This is a genomic window from Enterobacter sp. Cy-643, from assembly GCF_011752815.1.
Lineage (GTDB): Bacteria > Pseudomonadota > Gammaproteobacteria > Enterobacterales > Enterobacteriaceae > Cedecea.
Genome location: NZ_VWWV01000001.1, coordinates 658,492 through 676,473, shown reverse-complemented (window position 1 = coordinate 676,473; position 17,982 = coordinate 658,492). Strand labels below are relative to the sequence as shown.

18 protein-coding genes are annotated in these 17,982 nt (G+C 46.7%); 3 read left to right on the top strand and 15 right to left on the bottom strand.

What is annotated here, in order from left to right:
- Genes hisA through hisIE form a run of 3 tightly spaced genes read left to right on the top strand, consistent with a single transcriptional unit; the run spans position 1 to position 2,101 of the window.
- Positions 1-738, top strand: coding sequence for a 1-(5-phosphoribosyl)-5-[(5-phosphoribosylamino)methylideneamino]imidazole-4-carboxamide isomerase (hisA, locus tag F3J29_RS03095; RefSeq protein ID WP_166862919.1), 738 nt, complete (start codon positions 1-3; stop codon positions 736-738).
- The gene (gene hisF, locus F3J29_RS03090; RefSeq protein WP_166862917.1) at positions 720-1,496 is read left to right on the top strand and encodes an imidazole glycerol phosphate synthase subunit HisF; all 777 of its coding nucleotides are present in this window, start codon (positions 720-722) and stop codon (positions 1,494-1,496) included. The genes hisA and hisF overlap by 19 nt, the downstream gene beginning before the upstream one ends.
- Positions 1,490-2,101, top strand: a complete 612-nt coding sequence (gene hisIE, locus F3J29_RS03085) for a bifunctional phosphoribosyl-AMP cyclohydrolase/phosphoribosyl-ATP diphosphatase HisIE (RefSeq protein WP_166862915.1) — start codon at positions 1,490-1,492, stop codon at positions 2,099-2,101. The genes hisF and hisIE overlap by 7 nt, the downstream gene beginning before the upstream one ends.
- A 57-nt stretch (positions 2,102-2,158) precedes the next feature.
- Here the strand turns inward: hisIE and wzzB are convergent, their stop codons facing one another.
- The 15 genes from wzzB to F3J29_RS03010 form a co-directional block, all read right to left on the bottom strand.
- A complete protein-coding gene (wzzB, locus tag F3J29_RS03080; RefSeq protein ID WP_166862913.1) occupies positions 2,159-3,154 on the bottom strand; it encodes an LPS O-antigen chain length determinant protein WzzB in 996 nt (331 codons plus the stop codon).
- Positions 3,155-3,386: 232 nt separating this feature from the next.
- On the bottom strand, positions 3,387-4,796 hold the full coding sequence (gene gnd / locus F3J29_RS03075; RefSeq protein ID WP_166862911.1) for an NADP-dependent phosphogluconate dehydrogenase: 1,410 nt from the start codon (positions 4,794-4,796) through the stop codon (positions 3,387-3,389).
- A gap of 140 nt (positions 4,797-4,936) precedes the next feature.
- Positions 4,937-6,310, bottom strand: coding sequence for a phosphomannomutase CpsG (cpsG, locus tag F3J29_RS03070; protein WP_166862909.1), 1,374 nt, complete (start codon positions 6,308-6,310; stop codon positions 4,937-4,939).
- 34 nt (positions 6,311-6,344) lie between these two features.
- The gene (locus F3J29_RS03065; RefSeq protein ID WP_166862907.1) at positions 6,345-7,091 is read right to left on the bottom strand and encodes a glycosyltransferase family 2 protein; all 747 of its coding nucleotides are present in this window, start codon (positions 7,089-7,091) and stop codon (positions 6,345-6,347) included.
- A gap of 63 nt (positions 7,092-7,154) precedes the next feature.
- On the bottom strand, positions 7,155-8,561 hold the full coding sequence (locus F3J29_RS03060) for a mannose-1-phosphate guanylyltransferase/mannose-6-phosphate isomerase (RefSeq protein WP_353620541.1): 1,407 nt from the start codon (positions 8,559-8,561) through the stop codon (positions 7,155-7,157).
- A gap of 18 nt (positions 8,562-8,579) precedes the next feature.
- Positions 8,580-9,026, bottom strand: a complete 447-nt coding sequence (locus tag F3J29_RS03055; RefSeq protein ID WP_166862903.1) for a GDP-mannose mannosyl hydrolase — start codon at positions 9,024-9,026, stop codon at positions 8,580-8,582.
- A gap of 9 nt (positions 9,027-9,035) precedes the next feature.
- Positions 9,036-9,998 carry a GDP-L-fucose synthase gene (gene fcl / locus F3J29_RS03050; RefSeq protein ID WP_205246629.1) on the bottom strand — a complete coding sequence of 321 codons (963 nt, stop codon included), beginning with the start codon at positions 9,996-9,998 and terminating at the stop codon, positions 9,036-9,038.
- A 3-nt stretch (positions 9,999-10,001) separates the two neighbouring features.
- Entirely contained in the window at positions 10,002-11,120 is a 1,119-nt protein-coding gene (gmd, locus tag F3J29_RS03045; protein WP_166862901.1) for a GDP-mannose 4,6-dehydratase, read from the bottom strand.
- On the bottom strand, positions 11,117-12,151 hold the full coding sequence (locus F3J29_RS03040) for a glycosyltransferase family 4 protein (protein WP_166862899.1): 1,035 nt from the start codon (positions 12,149-12,151) through the stop codon (positions 11,117-11,119). The genes gmd and F3J29_RS03040 overlap by 4 nt, the downstream gene beginning before the upstream one ends.
- Positions 12,151-13,488: a hypothetical protein gene (locus F3J29_RS03035; protein ID WP_166862897.1), complete on the bottom strand. Its 1,338-nt coding sequence runs from the start codon at positions 13,486-13,488 to the stop codon at positions 12,151-12,153. The genes F3J29_RS03040 and F3J29_RS03035 overlap by 1 nt, the downstream gene beginning before the upstream one ends.
- Positions 13,489-13,504: 16 nt before the next feature.
- Entirely contained in the window at positions 13,505-14,746 is a 1,242-nt protein-coding gene (locus F3J29_RS03030; protein WP_166862895.1) for a glycosyltransferase family protein, read from the bottom strand.
- Between the two features lie 20 nt (positions 14,747-14,766).
- Positions 14,767-16,017 (bottom strand): O-antigen translocase, encoded by a 1,251-nt coding sequence (locus F3J29_RS03025; RefSeq protein WP_166862893.1) that lies wholly within the window; start codon positions 16,015-16,017, stop codon positions 14,767-14,769.
- Positions 16,014-17,117, bottom strand: a complete 1,104-nt coding sequence (locus F3J29_RS03020; RefSeq protein ID WP_166862891.1) for a DegT/DnrJ/EryC1/StrS family aminotransferase — start codon at positions 17,115-17,117, stop codon at positions 16,014-16,016. The genes F3J29_RS03025 and F3J29_RS03020 overlap by 4 nt, the downstream gene beginning before the upstream one ends.
- Before the next feature lie 4 nt (positions 17,118-17,121).
- Positions 17,122-17,580, bottom strand: coding sequence for an acyltransferase (locus F3J29_RS03015; RefSeq protein WP_166862889.1), 459 nt, complete (start codon positions 17,578-17,580; stop codon positions 17,122-17,124).
- Entirely contained in the window at positions 17,580-17,975 is a 396-nt protein-coding gene (locus tag F3J29_RS03010; protein WP_166862887.1) for a sugar 3,4-ketoisomerase, read from the bottom strand. Before F3J29_RS03010 ends, F3J29_RS03015 begins: the two co-directional genes overlap by 1 nt.
- Positions 17,976-17,982 lie beyond the last annotated feature (7 nt).

Below are 17,982 nucleotides of genomic sequence, written 5' to 3'. Positions count from 1 at the left end.
ATGATCATTCCGGCTCTTGATTTAATTGACGGCAACGTGGTGCGTCTCCATCAGGGAGATTACGGCCAGCAGCGCGACTACGGCAGCGATCCGCTTCCGCGTTTACAGGACTATCAGGCTCAGGGTGCAGAAGTGCTTCACCTCGTTGACCTGACCGGGGCTAAAGATCCGGCAGCTCGCCAAATTCCACTGCTGCAAAAGCTGCTGGCTGGCGTGAGCGTGCCGGTTCAGGTTGGCGGCGGTGTGCGTATAGAGCAGGACGTTGAAGCCCTGCTGGAAGCCGGTGCCGCTCGCGTTGTTGTTGGCTCCACCGCCGTGAAATCCCCGGCGCTGGTACAAAGCTGGTTTAAACGCTTTGGGGCGGATGCTTTAGTGCTGGCGCTGGACGTGCGCATTGATGGCGAAGGCAACAAGCAGGTCGCGGTGAGCGGCTGGCAGGAAACCTCCGGCACCACGCTGGAACAGCTCGTCGAAGCATTCCTGCCGTTTGGCCTGAAGCATGTGCTGTGCACCGACATTTCCCGCGATGGCACGCTGGCAGGCTCAAACGTAGAGCTTTATCAGGAAGTGTGCGCGCGCTTTCCGCAGGTTGCGTTTCAGGCTTCCGGCGGCATTGGCGGGTTAGATGATATTGCCGCCCTACGCGGCAGCGGCGTGAAAGGCGTGATTGTTGGGCGCGCGCTTCTGGAAGGTAAATTTAACGTGAAGGAGGCCATTTCATGCTGGCAAAACGGATAATCCCTTGTCTGGACGTGCGTGACGGCCAGGTGGTGAAAGGCGTTCAGTTCCGCAATCACGAAATCATCGGCGACATCGTGCCGCTGGCGCAGCGCTATGCCCAGGAAGGCGCAGACGAACTGGTCTTCTACGATATCACCGCCTCAAGCGATGGCCGCGTGGTGGACAAAAGCTGGGTGACCCGCGTTGCAGAAGTGATCGATATTCCTTTCTGCGTGGCGGGCGGGATTAAATCCGTGGAGGATGCCGCGCAGATCCTGTCGTTCGGGGCGGATAAGATTTCCATTAACTCCCCTGCGCTGGCAGATCCTGAGCTTATTACTCGCCTGGCGGATCGCTTTGGCGTGCAGTGCATCGTGGTCGGCATTGATACCTGGTTTGACGCTGAAACAGGCAAATACCACGTGAATCAGTACACCGGGGATGAAAGCCGCACCCGCGTGACGACGTGGGAAACGCTGGATTGGGTACAGGAAGTGCAAAAGCGCGGTGCCGGTGAAATCGTCCTGAATATGATGAACCAGGATGGCGTACGTAACGGCTACGACCTGACGCAGCTGAAGAAAGTGCGGGACGTCTGTCACGTGCCGCTTATTGCCTCCGGTGGCGCAGGCACGATGGAACACTTCCATGAAGCCTTCCGCGATGCAGACGTTGACGGCGCTCTGGCGGCTTCCGTGTTCCATAAGCAAATTATCAATATTGGTGAACTGAAGGCGTTTCTGGTTCAGCAAGGCGTGGAGATTCGAGTGTGTTAACAGAACAACAGCTAGCCCAGCTGGACTGGGAAAAAACCGATGGCCTGATGCCGGTTATCGTTCAGCACGCGGTATCCGGTGAAGTCCTGATGCTCGGCTATATGAACCAGGATGCGCTGGCGAAAACCCAGGAAAGCGGCAAAGTAACCTTTTTCTCACGCACCAAACAACGCCTGTGGACGAAAGGTGAAACCTCTGGCCATTTCCTGAACGTAGTGCGTATTGCCCCAGACTGCGATAACGACACGCTGCTGGTGCTGGTGAACCCCATTGGCCCAACCTGCCACCTCGGCACCTCAAGCTGCTTCGGGGAGGCTCATCACGACTGGCATTTCCTGTTTGAGCTTGAGCAACTGCTGGCCTCGCGTAAAACTGCCGATCCGGCCAGCTCCTATACCGCCAAACTGTACGCCAGCGGCACCAAGCGTATTGCGCAGAAAGTCGGTGAAGAAGGCGTGGAAACCGCGCTGGCAGCAACCGTGAACGATCGTCACGAACTGACCAACGAAGCCTCTGATTTGATGTATCACCTGCTGGTGCTGCTGCAGGATCAGGATTTGGACTTGAGTACGGTAATTGAGAATTTACGGGCCCGGCATAAATAAGCGCGGGCACGGACGTAAAAAAGGCCGCTAATGCGGCCTTCTGTTTTTTTAGCAAGCTTAGGCTGCTGATTTATAGTTACGCAGCGCGTTGCGCCCCAGGACATAGCCCGAGCCGACAATAATGCCCAACAAGGCGGCAAGCACCAACGTCAGGCCTTTTTTCGGGCTGTCTTTACGCACCGGCAAAGTTGGCTTCATGACATACCGAAACGCATAGGTCGTTTCCGGCGTCGATTTTAATTCACTTACCGCAAGGAGCGACTGACGGGCGTTAAAATATGAGTTATCTAAAGGCAGCGGACGGGACGCTTCATTTTTAATCATAGAAGAAAGCGCCTCGCTCCCCAGTGCAAACAGCGTATCTTCAGACATTGTTTCAGCCTGTGAAACCGCAGGCTTAGTAATATTAGATTGCTGAGCCACCAACAGCGCCTGGTTCAGCTCATCCAGACGCTTTTGCTGTTTCTCCTTCGCAACTTTTTCTTTTGTGGCGAGCAGGTCTTTTAAATCGCTTATTTTTGCGTCAACGGAAGTTTTAAGGTCATCATCCAGCTCAGCGACAGTCCGCTTATTAATCTGCTGGAGATAAGTATTCAGTGTTTTCTGCGCCTGTTCAGCTGAACTCGCTACATAGCTAATCTTCAGCGGCAGTGGTTGATCCTTTGCGGCGGGTTCTACGGTCAGTTTTTCTGGCGTTTGCTGATTATCCAACTGCTCAGATAAGGCAGAAATGGCAGAGTTGAATCGCCCAAAATAACGCTGTTGGATCTCGCTCAGCGAGGGCACAGTCTCTGGATACTGGGCATTAAGAACGCTCATGGCATTGCTGTAGTTCGAAATCTGACCGGTATCCGGGAGCGTAACTATCGCCTCAGAAGTCCATTTTTCTTTTGCAAAAGTGAGATAAACAATAGCGATTAAGATGGCTAAAATCATTGCTGCCGCAATGGCGATTTTGCCTCGCCAAAGCTGGATAATAAGATCAATTAAATCAATATTTTCCTGTTGATTGCTGGTGTGCTCTTTCGCCACATTTAAGTCAGCTCGATTCATAATTGCCTTTGAAAAAATAATGAGAACAGCTTCGTATATTCATCAGATTTATAGTATAGAAAGATAATAGGCAAAAGACCTTAATGATTTGTAAGGAAAAGCTCGGAATTTGCTGAAAAATCAGCACAGAGACCGAATGCCAAAAAATCACAAAATAAGCTGTGTGATATTTGACCAGGCCTCAAATGTAAAAAAGGCCCTCGAAGGGCCTTTTATCAGAACGTGAAAAGAATCAGTCAAGCCACTCGGTGTGGAAGACGCCTTCTTTGTCCGTGCGCTTATAGGTATGTGCGCCGAAGTAATCACGCTGCGCCTGAATCAGGTTAGCCGGCAGCACTGCTGCACGGTAGCTGTCGTAGTAGGCAATGGCTGCGGAGAAGGTCGGCGTCGGGATACCGTTCTGTACCGCGTAAGAAATCACATCGCGCAGAGCCTGCTGGTAATCGTCGGCAATTTTCTTGAAGTAAGGTGCCAGCAGCAGGTTAGCAATCGCCGGGTTCTCCGCGTATGCGTCGGTGATTTTCTGCAGGAACTGCGCACGAATGATGCAGCCCGCGCGGAAAATCTTCGCAATCTCACCGTAGTTCAGGTCCCAGTTGTTCTCTTCGGACGCGGCACGCAGCTGAGAGAAGCCCTGCGCATAAGAGACGATTTTACCGAGATACAGCGCACGGCGTACTTTCTCGCTGAACTCAGCTTTATCACCGGAGAACGGTTTAGCCTGCGGGCCGCTCAGCACTTTAGAGGCCGCAACACGCTGCTCTTTCAGGGAAGAGATATAACGCGCGAACACGGATTCAGTAATCAGAGACAGCGGCTCGCCGAGATCCAGAGAGCTCTGGCTGGTCCATTTCCCGGTACCTTTGTTGGCCGCTTCGTCCAGGATCACATCGACAAGATATTTACCCTCTTCATCTTTTTTAGTAAAGATGTCCTTGGTGATGTCGATCAGGTAGCTACTCAGCTCGCCTTTGTTCCACTCGGTAAAGGTTTCAGCCAGCTCTTCGTTGGAGAGATCCAGGCCATGCTTCAGCAGGGAATAGGCTTCTGCAATCAGCTGCATGTCACCGTATTCGATGCCGTTGTGAACCATTTTAACGTAGTGGCCAGCGCCATCAGGGCCGATGTACGCTACGCAAGGCTCGCCGTCTTCCGCAACCGCAGCAATTTTGGTCAGGATTGGCGCAACCAGCTCGTAAGCGTCTTTCTGGCCGCCAGGCATGATAGATGGGCCTTTCAGGGCGCCCTCTTCACCGCCGGAAACACCGGTCCCGATGAAGTTAAAGCCTTCAGCAGACAGGTCACGGTTACGACGAATAGTGTCCTGGAAGAAAGTGTTCCCGCCATCAATGATGATGTCGCCCTTATCGAGGTAAGGCTTCAGGGAGTCGATGGCAGCATCGGTACCCGCGCCCGCTTGCACCATCAACAGGATGCGACGTGGTGTTTCGAGGGACTCAACGAATTCTTTTACGGTGTAGTAAGGAACCAGTTTCTTGCCCGGGTTCTCTGCGACAACTTCTTCAGTCTTCTCACGGGAGCGGTTGAATACGGAAACGGTATAACCACGGCTTTCGATGTTCAGCGCCAGGTTGCGCCCCATCACGGCCATACCCACAACGCCGATCTGCTGCTTGGACATTACATACTCCTGTCAGGTGTGCTCACCGCGCCGGGGGCGCGGCTTGAAATGTGGCTTTGATGTTAACTCACCTTATGGACTCTGGGTAGAGTTTGATGCAACTCACATTCTAAAGAGCACAGAGTTAGAAAGCTAAGAGATCACTTCTGCCGCAATAAGTCTAAAACTTCAGCAGTTTTTTGCTGCATCAGCGCTTCATCCCCGCGCGACTCCACGTTCAGACGCACCACCGGCTCGGTGTTAGAACTCCGCAGGTTGAATCGCCAGTCGCCAAACGACATGCTGATGCCGTCCGTGTGGTCTGTCTCTGCTGCATGCGGGCCGAAATGCGCGCGTACACGTTCAATCGCCTCCGCCGGCGCCTCCAGCTTGCTGTTGATTTCACCGCTGGCCGGCCACGCTGCCATCCGGTCCGCTACCAGCTCGCCCAGCGTTTTACCCTTCAGGCACAGCAGCTCCGTCACCAGCAGCCACGGGATCATCCCGCTGTCGCAGTAGGCAAAGTCGCGGAAATAGTGATGGGCGCTCATCTCCCCACCGTAAATCGCATCCTCTTCGCGCATCCGCTCTTTGATAAACGCATGCCCGGTTTTCGACATCACCGGCTGGCCACCCGCACGCTCGACGATATCAACCGTGTTCCAGGACAGCCGCGGGTCGTGAATGATTTTTGCCCCAGGCTGTTTCTCAAGAAACGCCGCCGCCAGAAGACCCACGATGTAGTAACCCTCGATAAACTGCCCTTTCTCGTCGAACAGGAAGCAGCGGTCAAAGTCCCCGTCAAACGCGATGCCCATATCCGCCCCGTGCGCAATCACCGCGTCGCGCGTATCGGCGCGGCACTCCGGCAGCAGCGGGTTAGGGATACCGTTCGGGAAGTTGCCGTCCGGCGTGTTGTGCACCTTCACGAACGTCAGCGGCACGTTGAGCGCCTTAAAGCGGGCTTCTATGGCGTCCACAATCGGGCCCGCCGCCCCGTTGCCGGAGTTCACCACCAGCTTCAGCGGCTTGATGTGGCTGACGTTGATGTAGGAGAACAGATGGTCGAGATACGCTTCCAGCACCGACACTTTCCGGTAGCTGCCGCGCGTCGCCTCATTCACCGGCGGGAAATCGTTGGCTTCCGCCAGGCGCTGCACGTCCCGCAGGCCGGTGTCACCGCTGATAGGGCGTGCCCCCTGGCGCACCAGCTTCATGCCGTTGTAGTCCATCGGGTTGTGGCTGGCGGTCACTTCGATGCCGCCGTCCACGTCCAGATGCCAGGTGGCAAAGTAAATCTCTTCGGTACCGGACAGGCCGATATCCAGCACATCCACGCCCGCATCCTGCAGGCCGCGCGCCAGCGCCTGCTTCAGCGATTCGCTGGTCAGACGCACGTCGCCGCCCAGCACGATAGTGTTTGGCTTCAGGTACTCACCGTAGGCGCGGCCAATGCGCCAGGCGATGTCTTCGTTCAGCTCGTCGCCCAGGCGGCCGCGGATGTCGTAGGCTTTAAAACAGGTCAATTTATTCATAGAAACTTTTCTTGAACCGATCTTTAGTTAATGATTACGACTTAGAAAAAAGCTGCATAAATTTAGAAAGTTTGCGGTAAACCATTGCAACTCTCCAGTTTATATTATGCATCCCCATAACCCGGGCGATTTCCTTAGTGCTCAGAACTGTATTATCAATTTTAGTGCTTTCGCCCCCAAGTCTCATTTTTACAATGACCTCGGGAAGATAGGATATTTTGACATCATCACGTTTTAAAATTCGAAGCATTTGATCGTAGTCTGCCGCGATTTTGAATGATATATCAAAAACCCCATCTTCAATATAAAGGGATCTTTTCATATAAAATGAGGGATGAGGCGGCACCCAACCTAACGCAATTTTGAATTTTTTAAATGTACCACTGGCCCAGTATCTTTTTACTTTATCGGTTCGCTCTCTATCGATAAAGACCAGATCGCCGTAAACAACGTCAGCATCAGCGCGTTCAAATTCAGCAACAATCGATGCAATAATATCAGGGCGCGCCAGTATATCATCCGAATGAATGAATCCAACGATATCACCAGATGCCAGCTGCACGCCTTTATTTAAGGCATCATAGATACCCTTGTCTTTTTCTGATATGCACTTGCTAACTCTGGTCGAAACGCTATCAACCAACGTTAAAGTTTGGTCTGTGGAGCCACCATCAACGATTATATACTCTATATCTTTATAGGTCTGCGCCTCAACGGACTCTAGCGTATCACGTATTGTTTTTTCGCTATTGTATGTTGCGGTGATAATACTTACTTTCATTTTAATTTCCGATTTTAGACAACGAGATATCTGAGAGTTTTAAGAGGGTGCAAAAATAGCTATTTAATACCCTGCACCATTAGTTGACATTCTCACCACATCATCTTCGCCTAAATACGCGCCTGAGCGTACTTCAATGATTTCCAGCGGGATTTTACCCGGATTCTCAATTGAATGAGCAGTACCAACGGGAATATAAATTGATTCATTTTCGGCGACAAGCCGCGTTTCATCCCCCATATGCACTCTTGCCGTGCCGCTGACGACAACCCAGTGCTCGGTGCGGTGGAAATGAACTTGTTTCGCCGTGATTTGTCCAGGCATGACAATGACATGTTTAACCTGGTAACGTGCTCCCTCTGCAATCGTGTCGTGACTTCCCCACGGACGGAATATTTCACGATGTTGCAGATACTCAGGTCGACTTTGTTTTTTTAGCTTGTCGACAATCCCTTTTACCTGCTGCACACGGTCTTTGTGCGCGACAAGGACGGCATCTTTTGTTTCAACAACCACTAAATCTTTGACCCCGACAGCCCCTATCAAGCGATGCTGAGAATACAAATAGCTATCGGAAGAGTCCTCGGTCATCACATCGCCACGTATAGCGTTGCCACTCTCATCCTTGTGGGTCATTTCCCACAACGCAGACCATGAGCCCACGTCGTTCCACTCGGCATCGAGCGGCACAACAACCGCATCTGCGGTGTGTTCCATCACGGCATAGTCGATGGATTCATCCGCACACTGAAGGAAGGACTCGCTTTCAAGACGAGTGAAATCGAGATCTAATGAAGCCCCGGATAATGCTTTTTCACAGGCTTCAAGAATATCCGGACGATATAATTTTAATTCTTCCAAGTAACGCGATGCCCGGAACAAGAACATCCCACTATTCCAATAATAGGTTCCCTGATCCAAATATTGTTGTGCAGTTTCTAAATCGGGCTTCTCAACAAACTGTGCGACCTCAAAAGCAGAATCAGACACAGCAGCACCCTGCTTAATATATCCATACCCTGTTTCAGGCTTATTGGGAACAATACCGAACGTCACAAGCTTACCGCACGCTGCCATATCAACAGCGCTCTCAACGACAGAAAGAAATGCCTCATTATTCTGTATCGCGTGATCGGCCGCAAGAACAAGCAAGATAGGGTCATCCTGATGCTGCACCGCATGGAGAGCAGCGAGCGCAATAGCAGGCGCAGTATTTTTACCCACAGGCTCCAGTATAATTCCGCTATGCTGCATATGAATTTGCCGAAGCTGTTCTGCAACTATAAATCGATGTTCCTCATTACAAATGATCAGCGGATCCCGATGCTCTAATCCTTCGAGACGAGTAATGGTCTCCTGGAGCATAGAAAAATCTGAGGTCAACGAAAGAAATTGCTTCGGGTACAATGTTCTTGAAAGTGGCCATAGCCGACTGCCTGTCCCACCGGCCATCACTACAGGAAGAATAATGTTTGACATCTTAACCTTCTAGTTAAAATATTGCTGGGTGTAAGCGTGTACTTTCTCATTATGCCGTGCTGATTGCACATCTAAAAAGATGTATTCTTCATGCTGCGAGAAAGGTAAATCGCTTAAATTCAGATTCAGATGCAGCTCATAGGCAAGTACTACATAGTGAGTATTAACATCTTCGCTAACAAAGGAATCTGAATAAAAGTGCTCAAACACACCGAAAAACTTTGCTTCGGATAAATCAATATCCATACCGATTTCAGATAAACAGACGCGATGGAAGGCATCTGCTATTTTTTCATTCTTATAGATTCTACCACCAGGAACAAAATAATAATCCTTTGCAGGAGCATTATTTCTTTTCCCCAGTAAAACCTCACCATCAGAATTATAAACAATTAAGTCTATCGATATGAGTGGCGTATGTTCTACCACGGCCCGGAATTGCGCAAAATCTAACATAGGAAATACCTATTTTCGGAAAGTATCTTGATGTTTAAGGAACCAACTGTAGGTCAACTCCAGGCCATCCCGCAGCGAGGTTGACCATTTCCATCCCATATTAGCAAGACGCTCAACATCCATCAGTTTACGTGGAGTGCCGTCGGGTTTGCTGGCATCAAAAATAATGTCACCTTTAAAACCAACAACCTCAGCTATGGTTTCCGCCAGTTCGCGAATCGTACAATCAACGCCTGTCCCGACGTTAATATGCGACAGCATAGGCAGAGTGTTTTTAGTATAAGTCTCCGCCGATAAATTCATCACGTGAATTGAAGCTGATGCCATATCATCCACAAACAAGAATTCACGTTTAGGATTACCGCTTCCCCATACGGTAACAGTTTCCGCATTTTCAGCCTGAGCCGTATGGAAACGTCTAATCAGAGCGGGAATAACATGCGAGTTTTCCGCATGAAAATTATCGTTATAGCCATAAAGATTGGTTGGCATCACGCTGCGGTAATCTCGCCCATACTGGCGGTTGTAAGATTCACACAGTTTTATGCCCGCAATTTTTGCAATCGCATAAGGTTCGTTCGTACTTTCCAGAACCCCAGTTAACAGCGCATCTTCACGCATTGGCTGAGGCACTTCACGGGGATAAATGCAGCTAGAACCTAAAAACAGCAGGTTGTTAACATCATTACAGTGGGCCGCATGAATAATATTACTTTCAATCATGAGGTTCTGATAGATGAAATCTGCGGGGAAAGTGTTGTTAGCATGAATACCGCCAACCTTAGCCGCCGCCAGATAAACCTGATCGATGCTCTCATTTTCAAAAAAATCATTCACCGCATGCTGTGAAAGAAGATCGAGCTCATCACGGCTTTTGGTAACAATTTCAACGTCTTTTTCCTGGCTTAGCTTTCTTACCAGGGCAGACCCCACCATGCCGTTATGCCCGGCGACAAATATTCTTTTCGCCATGATTTAGTTCTCCAGTGAAATGGAAACATCAAATCCATTAGCCTTTAAGAGGGCATGCTGCTTCGCCTTCTGAAGGTCACTTTTAACCATCTCCTGGCACATCTCTTCCACGGTAATTTCTGGAACCCAGCCCAGTTTTTCTTTCGCTTTGGCAGGGTCGCCAAGCAGCGTTTCCACTTCTGCCGGGCGGAAATAGCGAGGGTCGACACGCACAATCACATCACCAACCTGCACGGCATGAGCATTATCCCCGGACACATTGACCACGGTGGCAATTTCATCCACGCCTTCACCACTAAACTGGAGCTCAATACCGGCTTCCAGCGCTGACATACGAACAAATTCACGCACGGAAATTTGTTTCCCGGTGGCAATCACGAAGTCTTCCGGTTGTTCCTGCTGCAGCATCATCCACTGCATTCTGACGTAGTCTTTGGCGTGACCCCAGTCGCGCAGGGAGTCCATATTGCCGAGGTACAGGCACTTTTCCAGGCCCTGAGCAATGTTGGCGATAGCGCGGGTGATTTTACGGGTGACGAAAGTCTCACCGCGGCGTGGGGATTCGTGGTTGAACAGAATGCCGTTACAGGCATACATGCCGTAGGATTCACGGTAGTTGACGGTGATCCAGTAAGCATAAAGTTTGGCGACTGCGTACGGAGAGCGCGGGTAGAAAGGCGTGGTCTCTTTCTGCGGGATTTCCTGCACCAGGCCATACAGTTCGGAGGTCGAAGCCTGATAGAAGCGCGTTTTCTTCTCGAGGCCGAGGAAGCGAATGGCTTCCAGCAGGCGCAGGGTGCCCATCGCATCCACATCAGCGGTGTATTCCGGCGACTCAAAAGAAACCGCCACGTGGCTCATCGCGCCCAGGTTATAGACTTCATCTGGCTGCACTTCGGACAGAATGCGGGTCAGGTTGGAGGTGTCGGTCAGATCACCGTAGTGCAAATGGAATTTAGGATTATTGGCATGCGGATCCTGGTAGATATGATCCACGCGCTCGGTGTTGAAGGAAGAAGCGCGGCGTTTAATACCATGAACTTCATAGCCTTTTTCCAGCAGGAACTCCGCCAGGTAAGAACCATCCTGCCCAGTGATACCAGTAATCAATGCAACCTTCATTTTTTGCCTCTTATGCAATTGTAAAATTCCAATGTTTCTAATGCCATTTTATCCCAGGAGTAATTCCCGGCATTATCAATACCTGATAATATTTTTTCCATCCTAAAATCATGGTTTTTAAATTCAACAATCCCTTGTTTTATTTTTTCCGCAGTAATATTTTCAAATAATATTGCCGCATTGGCGGAAATTTCCACGATTGACGATGATTTTGATGCAATCACGGGACAACCAGATTTCATTGCCTCAATCACTGGAATACCAAATCCCTCGTAGTACGATGGGTAGACAAGTGCCAGGGCATTTTGATACAGACTCTCAAGCTCTTGCTCAGAAATAAATCCAGCGTGGGCGTATCGTCCCGCAATTTTGCTATCTAAGAGCTTCAGTTCATCATCGGTAAACTTCCCGCCACCAACGACGACCAACCGCACATCCTGTAGATCCTGGAGTGCAGAAACACACATATCGAAGTTTTTATATCCTCCGCGGGCACCCACAAATATGACATATGAATCATATTTGCCATCAGTGTTTTTCACTGAAAAGTCCCCTACGCCGTTATAGATAACGCGTGTCGGAATGTTTTTGGATTCTGGAATGAATTTATGCATATCTTTTTTAGTATTTTCAGATATGCAAATTATGCCATCGCTATTCAAAATAGCAGATTTTTTCTGCGCATTAAGAATCTTTGAATTAATGCCCCGAGGATAAATATCCTCGGTGAAATCATGAACGGTAGTAATCACCTTGCCGTCGAATTTCTTATCAGGCAACCGATAATAGCTGGAATGGAAAATGTCATCCTTGCCTCCCGCAACCTTTACTCGTCTAAATCTCTCTAGCTCGATGTGTAATCTTACTTTACTATTAACACTGATATTTTTAGTGTAACTATTTTGATTTTCATACAGTAAGTGTAAAATTTTTTCATCGTGTTTATTCAGACGACGTATCAGTTCATCAAAATATACCGATATCCCACCTGATTTTTGTAGTGAAAAGATAATTCCATCAATAATAATCATTAAATCTTCCTTTTGCTATACGCTATACCATATCTGACCAGGTACATGTAAAGACTAATTGGAATTATTGTTTTTAGCCCGAATGAAGGGAAATCCATAAATCCGACCAAAACAAAATAAAGGCCTAATGCATAAAACGCTGCTGAAGAGAATAGCTTGTTATTTTTGAACACCCAAGACATTCTAACAACATTATTGATTGCCGCAAATAAAAAGCAAACACCCAGAAGCCCAAAGTTTTTAATCCATGAAAGATATGGCATCTGGAAGGCTAATTTATAGTCGGACTTTAACTCATCTGAAATGTATGCCCCAGGGTCGAAAAACACCGGGGTGTCAAAGAAGATATAGGCTTTTGATGGACCAATACCAAAGAAAAGCAACAACAAATTATCTTCATAATTAAGAAACAATTGATAAACCTGGAAATACCGGGTGTATATCGAAATATCTAACATATACATGCCTATTACGTAGGATATGATCCACGAAAGAAGCATGATAAATAAAAATAGCACTCCCAGGTTAGCAGCGCTTGTTTTAGTTTTCTGGTATATCCATGCAATACCAAGCACAAGCAGGGAATATATTCCTGCCTTGCCACCGCTTAATGTCAGCATAGTGACCAGTATCAGCGCATAAATTTTATATCTATGCTGATGGCTAAGGGGGCCCCACAGAGCAATTACGCAGTACAGGAAGACAATAAACTGGTCGGTTTGATCAAGAAAAAGATAATTAAATGAATATTTGACCCACGTATACCAACCCGGCAAGAAGTTAAGAAGAACTGCATTCACGATACAATAGACAAAGATAATGTTTGCCAGCATTCTCAAAAAAGCATTCAATCCAATACTTTGGCAAGCTTTATCTATCACACAGTAGATCGCGACGATATAAACAATGGACTTCAGTATCGACAGCGCCCGGGCGACGCTGTCCAATTCTGGAGACCACATAAAAAATGATGATATCGTATATGATATTATGGATACCACTACGATGCCGAGGTAAAACTTCTTAAAAAAAGGCGGTATTTTCAATGCGGCGTTTAAATTTTTTGCGACAAGAAAGAGTGCCAAAAGATCCAATACTGAGAAGCCTAAAATCTTATAGAAATTTAGAAAATTAAGTATCCCACTATTGTTGTACAAGCCATAAGACTCATAGGTATCCTGCCGGAATGGAATTATTGATATCGAATAAGGTGAACATATTATTAGAATGAGAAACAAACATTCCCAAAACGGAAAACCTTTTCTGCAATAAATAATAGCAAATATGGCAGCCATTAAAACATAGGCAAGTTCAATCAGATGCACAGCTATTGGCATTTTAATAATTCCACTATTAAACCCCTGAGCGCAGCCTCTTACCAGAAATAAATTTAGTGTAGGCAGAGAAAATTTTTGAAGTTTTTAATTCAGAAACAAGCACAGAATTGGAATTTAACACTACGTTCAACAAATTGTCCTGCGTAATCGCTTTCCCAAAACTACGCTGGAAATAAACAGAGCTTTGACTTACTAAATCCAATTCATTTTTATAATAAATCAGAACAATTTGCTCGAAGGTGAGGTATCCGTCACTTTCAAATGGGGTGTTGATGTATTCGCCTAAAGTAAATTCATCGCTGAGATGTAAAAATTTATAGACGTCATTGCGTTTTTCAATAGCTTTGTCCGTGCATGGCAGCAAGACTGTAGGTATCCCACGGGAGATGCCCTCCAGCGCCGACGTTCCCATGGCAAAGAGCATTGAAAAATGACCATCACAAAAAAGTTGCGATAAGTCTGAATTATTGACATAACCCAAGAACTCAACCTTAATATCCTGTCTTCCGAAAAATTTATCTTCCATCATTTTTCGTGCCGGCCCATCACCAGCAATACTGACAGTTATTTTCTCGCCGCTTATTACACGGTTATACTCGATAACATCTTCAATAAATTTTAAAATGCCGTGCGTTTTAAAATCATCAAGGCGGCTAAGTACCAGAAACTTTCTTCCGCCTGGAGGGACTGCATCAAGGGGTTGATATTCAAGGTTTGTGATAAGCGGCAGCACAATATTTTTACGGAATTGATAATTAAACGCCCACTCACTTTCTTTTTTACAGGCTCCATCCATAATCCATAAATTTTGATTATTATCCAGCTGTTGAATTATTTTTTTATATGTTTTAAAAGCCGGCAATATGCGAATGTATGTTCGAAGACATTGATATCCCTTTCTTTTCAACGCCGTGCTGCCAATACAATAGCCAGAATACAGTTCTGACGGGTGTAACAGCCAGAAAAAAGGTTTAATTTCTACTATGCTATGAGCCTTACAATCCAGGAGCACTCTGGCTATGTTTCGGGCACTTGCTATCAGCGTCGCGCCTTCCAATACATGTTTTCCATCAAAATGCGTAATATCATGATAGCAAACACGATCATTTCTGAGCTTAGTTGAAAGAATACCATCTTCAAAATCAATAACATTGATCTCTTGATACCCTCTTGCCACAAGCAGTTCGATGACTCTTGAAAAAAGAATTTCTGTACCACCAAGATATTTGCTCGGATGATATATTGTAATTCTAGACAAGCATAACCCCTATTTATAATTCACTTAGCGATTCTTTTGAAATTAACAACCATAAATAAGAAATAGACAATATAATTTATCAGGTACGCTAAATTCGCACCATGCACGCCATACAGAGATACAAAAACAAGAGCCAATAGTACAAACGTAATGGCAAAAATTATCTCAGTAGTAACATACCACTTTGTTGCGCCACGCGATAACATTGGGTAGGCATACAGCCAACTGCCTATCTTAACGACATCGCCGACCAATTGTATAAGGAAGAGTTCTCGTGATGATGCAAACTCGCTGGTGAACAAAATAGAAATGACAATATCACGAAAAAGATAAACACCCAGAGCCATAATCATTGCTACTGGAATGACGATCGCAGCCGTTTTGTTTACTTCAGAAAGTATTTTATCTGCGCCTGTGAGAGATGAAAGACGTGGCAGATAATAAGTACTTAAGGCAATGGTAATTACGCTCAAATAAACTTCTGATATTTTCCAAACGGCCTGCCACTGTCCGGCCTGTTCCCAACCGTCATAGGCAATAATAATATTTCGTACCAGGATCAATGCGACAGGGGCTGTAATGGCAGTGGTGACTGCCATTAATATATAGCCCCCAATATCCCTGCGAGCCTGTCGATGGGTCTGTCCCCACCAGTAGCGTAAGGTAAACCATTTCTGTTTGATATTTGCAAACAGCATTACCACGCCAATAAGCGAGGACTGGAGCACGGCGGCAACAAACGCCCCTTTAATGCCATAAAACACGATCATCGCAATCATGATTGCGCTTGAAAACACTACCGAAATCATCGCCAGTGCAATATATCTGCGATAGTTTTCCAGACCATTAATGACTGAGGAGAATAGCGTTCCTATTGCGGCTAAAGGCAGGCATACCGCCGTCAGGCAGACGATCCAGCGATACTCTGTACTCTGGAAAAGCCATTCGGATAATACCCCGGAAAAAATAAAGCCGGCCGGGATAAGAATTGCGCACAGGACGATCGTCCATTCCAGAGATGCTCTCCACCAGGGAGAGCATTTTTCATACCCGGAGGCATGTTTTTCGGCTGTGTACCTTACCACCCCGGAACTGACCGGGGCGTTAACAATACCGTTGAAGCTGTTAATGAGGCTCTGTACTTGCCCTAACATGGCCATTCCGGTTGGCCCCGTATAAACAGCAATGACTTTTGCGATAACAAAACCCATCAGCATTTTGAGCAAGGTCAGCAGCCCGCTTAAAGCCGTTACTTTAAGCAGTCTTTTCATAGTTGAAAGTCATTTACCGCATTAATGACTTCAGCAATCTCCTCTTCTGACATATTCGGATCCATAGGTAAGGATATCACTCTATTATGGATAGACTCTGTCACCGGCAGACTGAGATGGTTGAGATACTCGTAAGCCTTTTGTTTATGAGGAGGTAGTGGGTAATGTATGAGCGTTTGAATTCCGCGAGAGGACAAATGTGATTGTAGCTCTGCACGGTTATTGGTCTGTACAACAAATAGGTGCCATACATGTCCTTCACCGGCTTCAACGAGCGGTAACTCAACTAAAGGATTGTTAATTTGAGTAAGATATTTGTTCGCAATAGCCTTTCTCAGTGCAGTTTCATGGTCGAGATAAGCCAGTTTAACGCGAAGCATAGCCGCCTGAATTTCATCGAGACGGCTGTTATAACCAATATAAATATTCTCATATTTTTTATGAGAACCATAATTACGCAGCGCTTTTACCACCTGAGCCAGCTCTGCATCATTGGTTGTTATCATGCCAGCGTCGCCAAGTGCTCCTAAATTTTTTCCTGGGTAGAAACTGAAACCAGCGGCATCCCCCCATGTCCCGGTCTTCTTCCCGGATATAGACGCACCGTGCGCCTGAGCCGAATCTTCCAGTACCAATAGTTCTTTTTCACGAGCAAATTTTAGAATTTCAGGCATCGGCGATATTTGCCCGTATAGATGGACGGGAACAATAGCTTTAACTCCTTCTTCCCATGATTCCACCAACCCTTGATAGGTAAGATTGAATGTCTGACTATCAGGTTCAACCAAAACAGGAACAAGATTATTTTGAGTAATAGCCATCACTGACGCAATATACGTGTTCGCCGGCACCATCACTTTATCATTATCTTTAAGCTTGCCCATTTCCTTCCAGGCACGCAAAACCAGTATAAGTGCATCTAAACCATTAGCTACGCCGATAGCATGTTCTGCGCCGCAATATCCAGCGAACTCAGACTCAAATGCGCTAAGCTCTTCACCCTGAATATACCAGCCAGATTTAATAACGCGTTCGCATGCCGCTAACAATTCTTTTTCGTATTTATTATTAATTTCTTTAAGATTTAGAAAGTTAATCATTTAGTTAATCCAATTTTTTGATAATTTTTGCAGGATTGCCAACCACGACCACATTATCAGGAACATCTTTTGTTACCACCGCACCGGCCCCAACCATACTATTTTCACCGATTGTAATGCCAGGCAATATGGTGGCATTCGCACCTATTGACGCATTTCTCTTAATGCGAATTTCCGGGTATTTATCCGTATGTATTTTTGACCTTGGGAATTTATCATTAGTAAATACCACACACGGCCCAATAAAAACATTATCTTCTATCCGAGTGCCGTCCCAAATATACACACCAGATTTTACAGTGACGTTATTGCCTATAATGACATCATTCTCGATCAGAGAATTAGCACAAATATTGCAATTCTCTCCAATTTTAGCGTTTTTGAAAATAACGGCAAATTGCCAGATTCGAGTCCCGGCGCCAATAGACTCACTCTGAACGTCACTTAGAGGATGGATATACATTAGCCCGCCATTTTTTTAAACTGTTCATAATCACGAACATAATCTGATTCATCGTATTGACTGTCGGCTAATACCATTAACACACAATCATCAGAGAATTCAGACATTTCCCGCCACATGAACGATTCAATTAATAACCCTTGAGCAGGGTTATTCAATATCACATCAACCCTCTCATGGCCATCGTCAAGCGTAAACTTACAGGATCCCCTGACTGCGATAGCAACCTGTTTTAGTGCTTTGTGCGCATGATAGCCACGAATGACGTCTTTCTTTGTATCAAAAAGGTAATATACCCGTCTGATCTCAAATGGAATGTTTTTCTCTGTCTCAAGCGCGACCAGAGAGCCACGTTCATCGCCGTGAATCTGTAATGGAATCAATTCAATTTTCATATAAAGT

Coding starts and splice junctions, on each gene's coding strand:
- hisA (WP_166862919.1), top strand. CDS start 1: ATGATCATTCCGGCTCTTGATTTAATTGACGGCAACGTGGTGCGTCTC.
- hisF (WP_166862917.1), top strand. CDS start 720: ATGCTGGCAAAACGGATAATCCCTTGTCTGGACGTGCGTGACGGCCAG.
- wzzB (WP_166862913.1), bottom strand. CDS start 3,154: ATGAATCGAGCTGACTTAAATGTGGCGAAAGAGCACACCAGCAATCAA.
- gnd (WP_166862911.1), bottom strand. CDS start 4,796: ATGTCCAAGCAGCAGATCGGCGTTGTGGGTATGGCCGTGATGGGGCGC.
- cpsG (WP_166862909.1), bottom strand. CDS start 6,310: ATGAATAAATTGACCTGTTTTAAAGCCTACGACATCCGCGGCCGCCTG.
- F3J29_RS03065 (WP_166862907.1), bottom strand. CDS start 7,091: ATGAAAGTAAGTATTATCACCGCAACATACAATAGCGAAAAAACAATA.
- F3J29_RS03055 (WP_166862903.1), bottom strand. CDS start 9,026: ATGTTAGATTTTGCGCAATTCCGGGCCGTGGTAGAACATACGCCACTC.
- fcl (WP_205246629.1), bottom strand. CDS start 9,998: ATGGCGAAAAGAATATTTGTCGCCGGGCATAACGGCATGGTGGGGTCT.
- gmd (WP_166862901.1), bottom strand. CDS start 11,120: ATGAAGGTTGCATTGATTACTGGTATCACTGGGCAGGATGGTTCTTAC.
- F3J29_RS03040 (WP_166862899.1), bottom strand. CDS start 12,151: ATGATTATTATTGATGGAATTATCTTTTCACTACAAAAATCAGGTGGG.
- F3J29_RS03035 (WP_166862897.1), bottom strand. CDS start 13,488: ATGCCAATAGCTGTGCATCTGATTGAACTTGCCTATGTTTTAATGGCT.
- F3J29_RS03025 (WP_166862893.1), bottom strand. CDS start 16,017: ATGAAAAGACTGCTTAAAGTAACGGCTTTAAGCGGGCTGCTGACCTTG.
- F3J29_RS03020 (WP_166862891.1), bottom strand. CDS start 17,117: ATGATTAACTTTCTAAATCTTAAAGAAATTAATAATAAATACGAAAAA.
- F3J29_RS03015 (WP_166862889.1), bottom strand. CDS start 17,580: ATGTATATCCATCCTCTAAGTGACGTTCAGAGTGAGTCTATTGGCGCC.
- F3J29_RS03010 (WP_166862887.1), bottom strand. CDS start 17,975: ATGAAAATTGAATTGATTCCATTACAGATTCACGGCGATGAACGTGGC.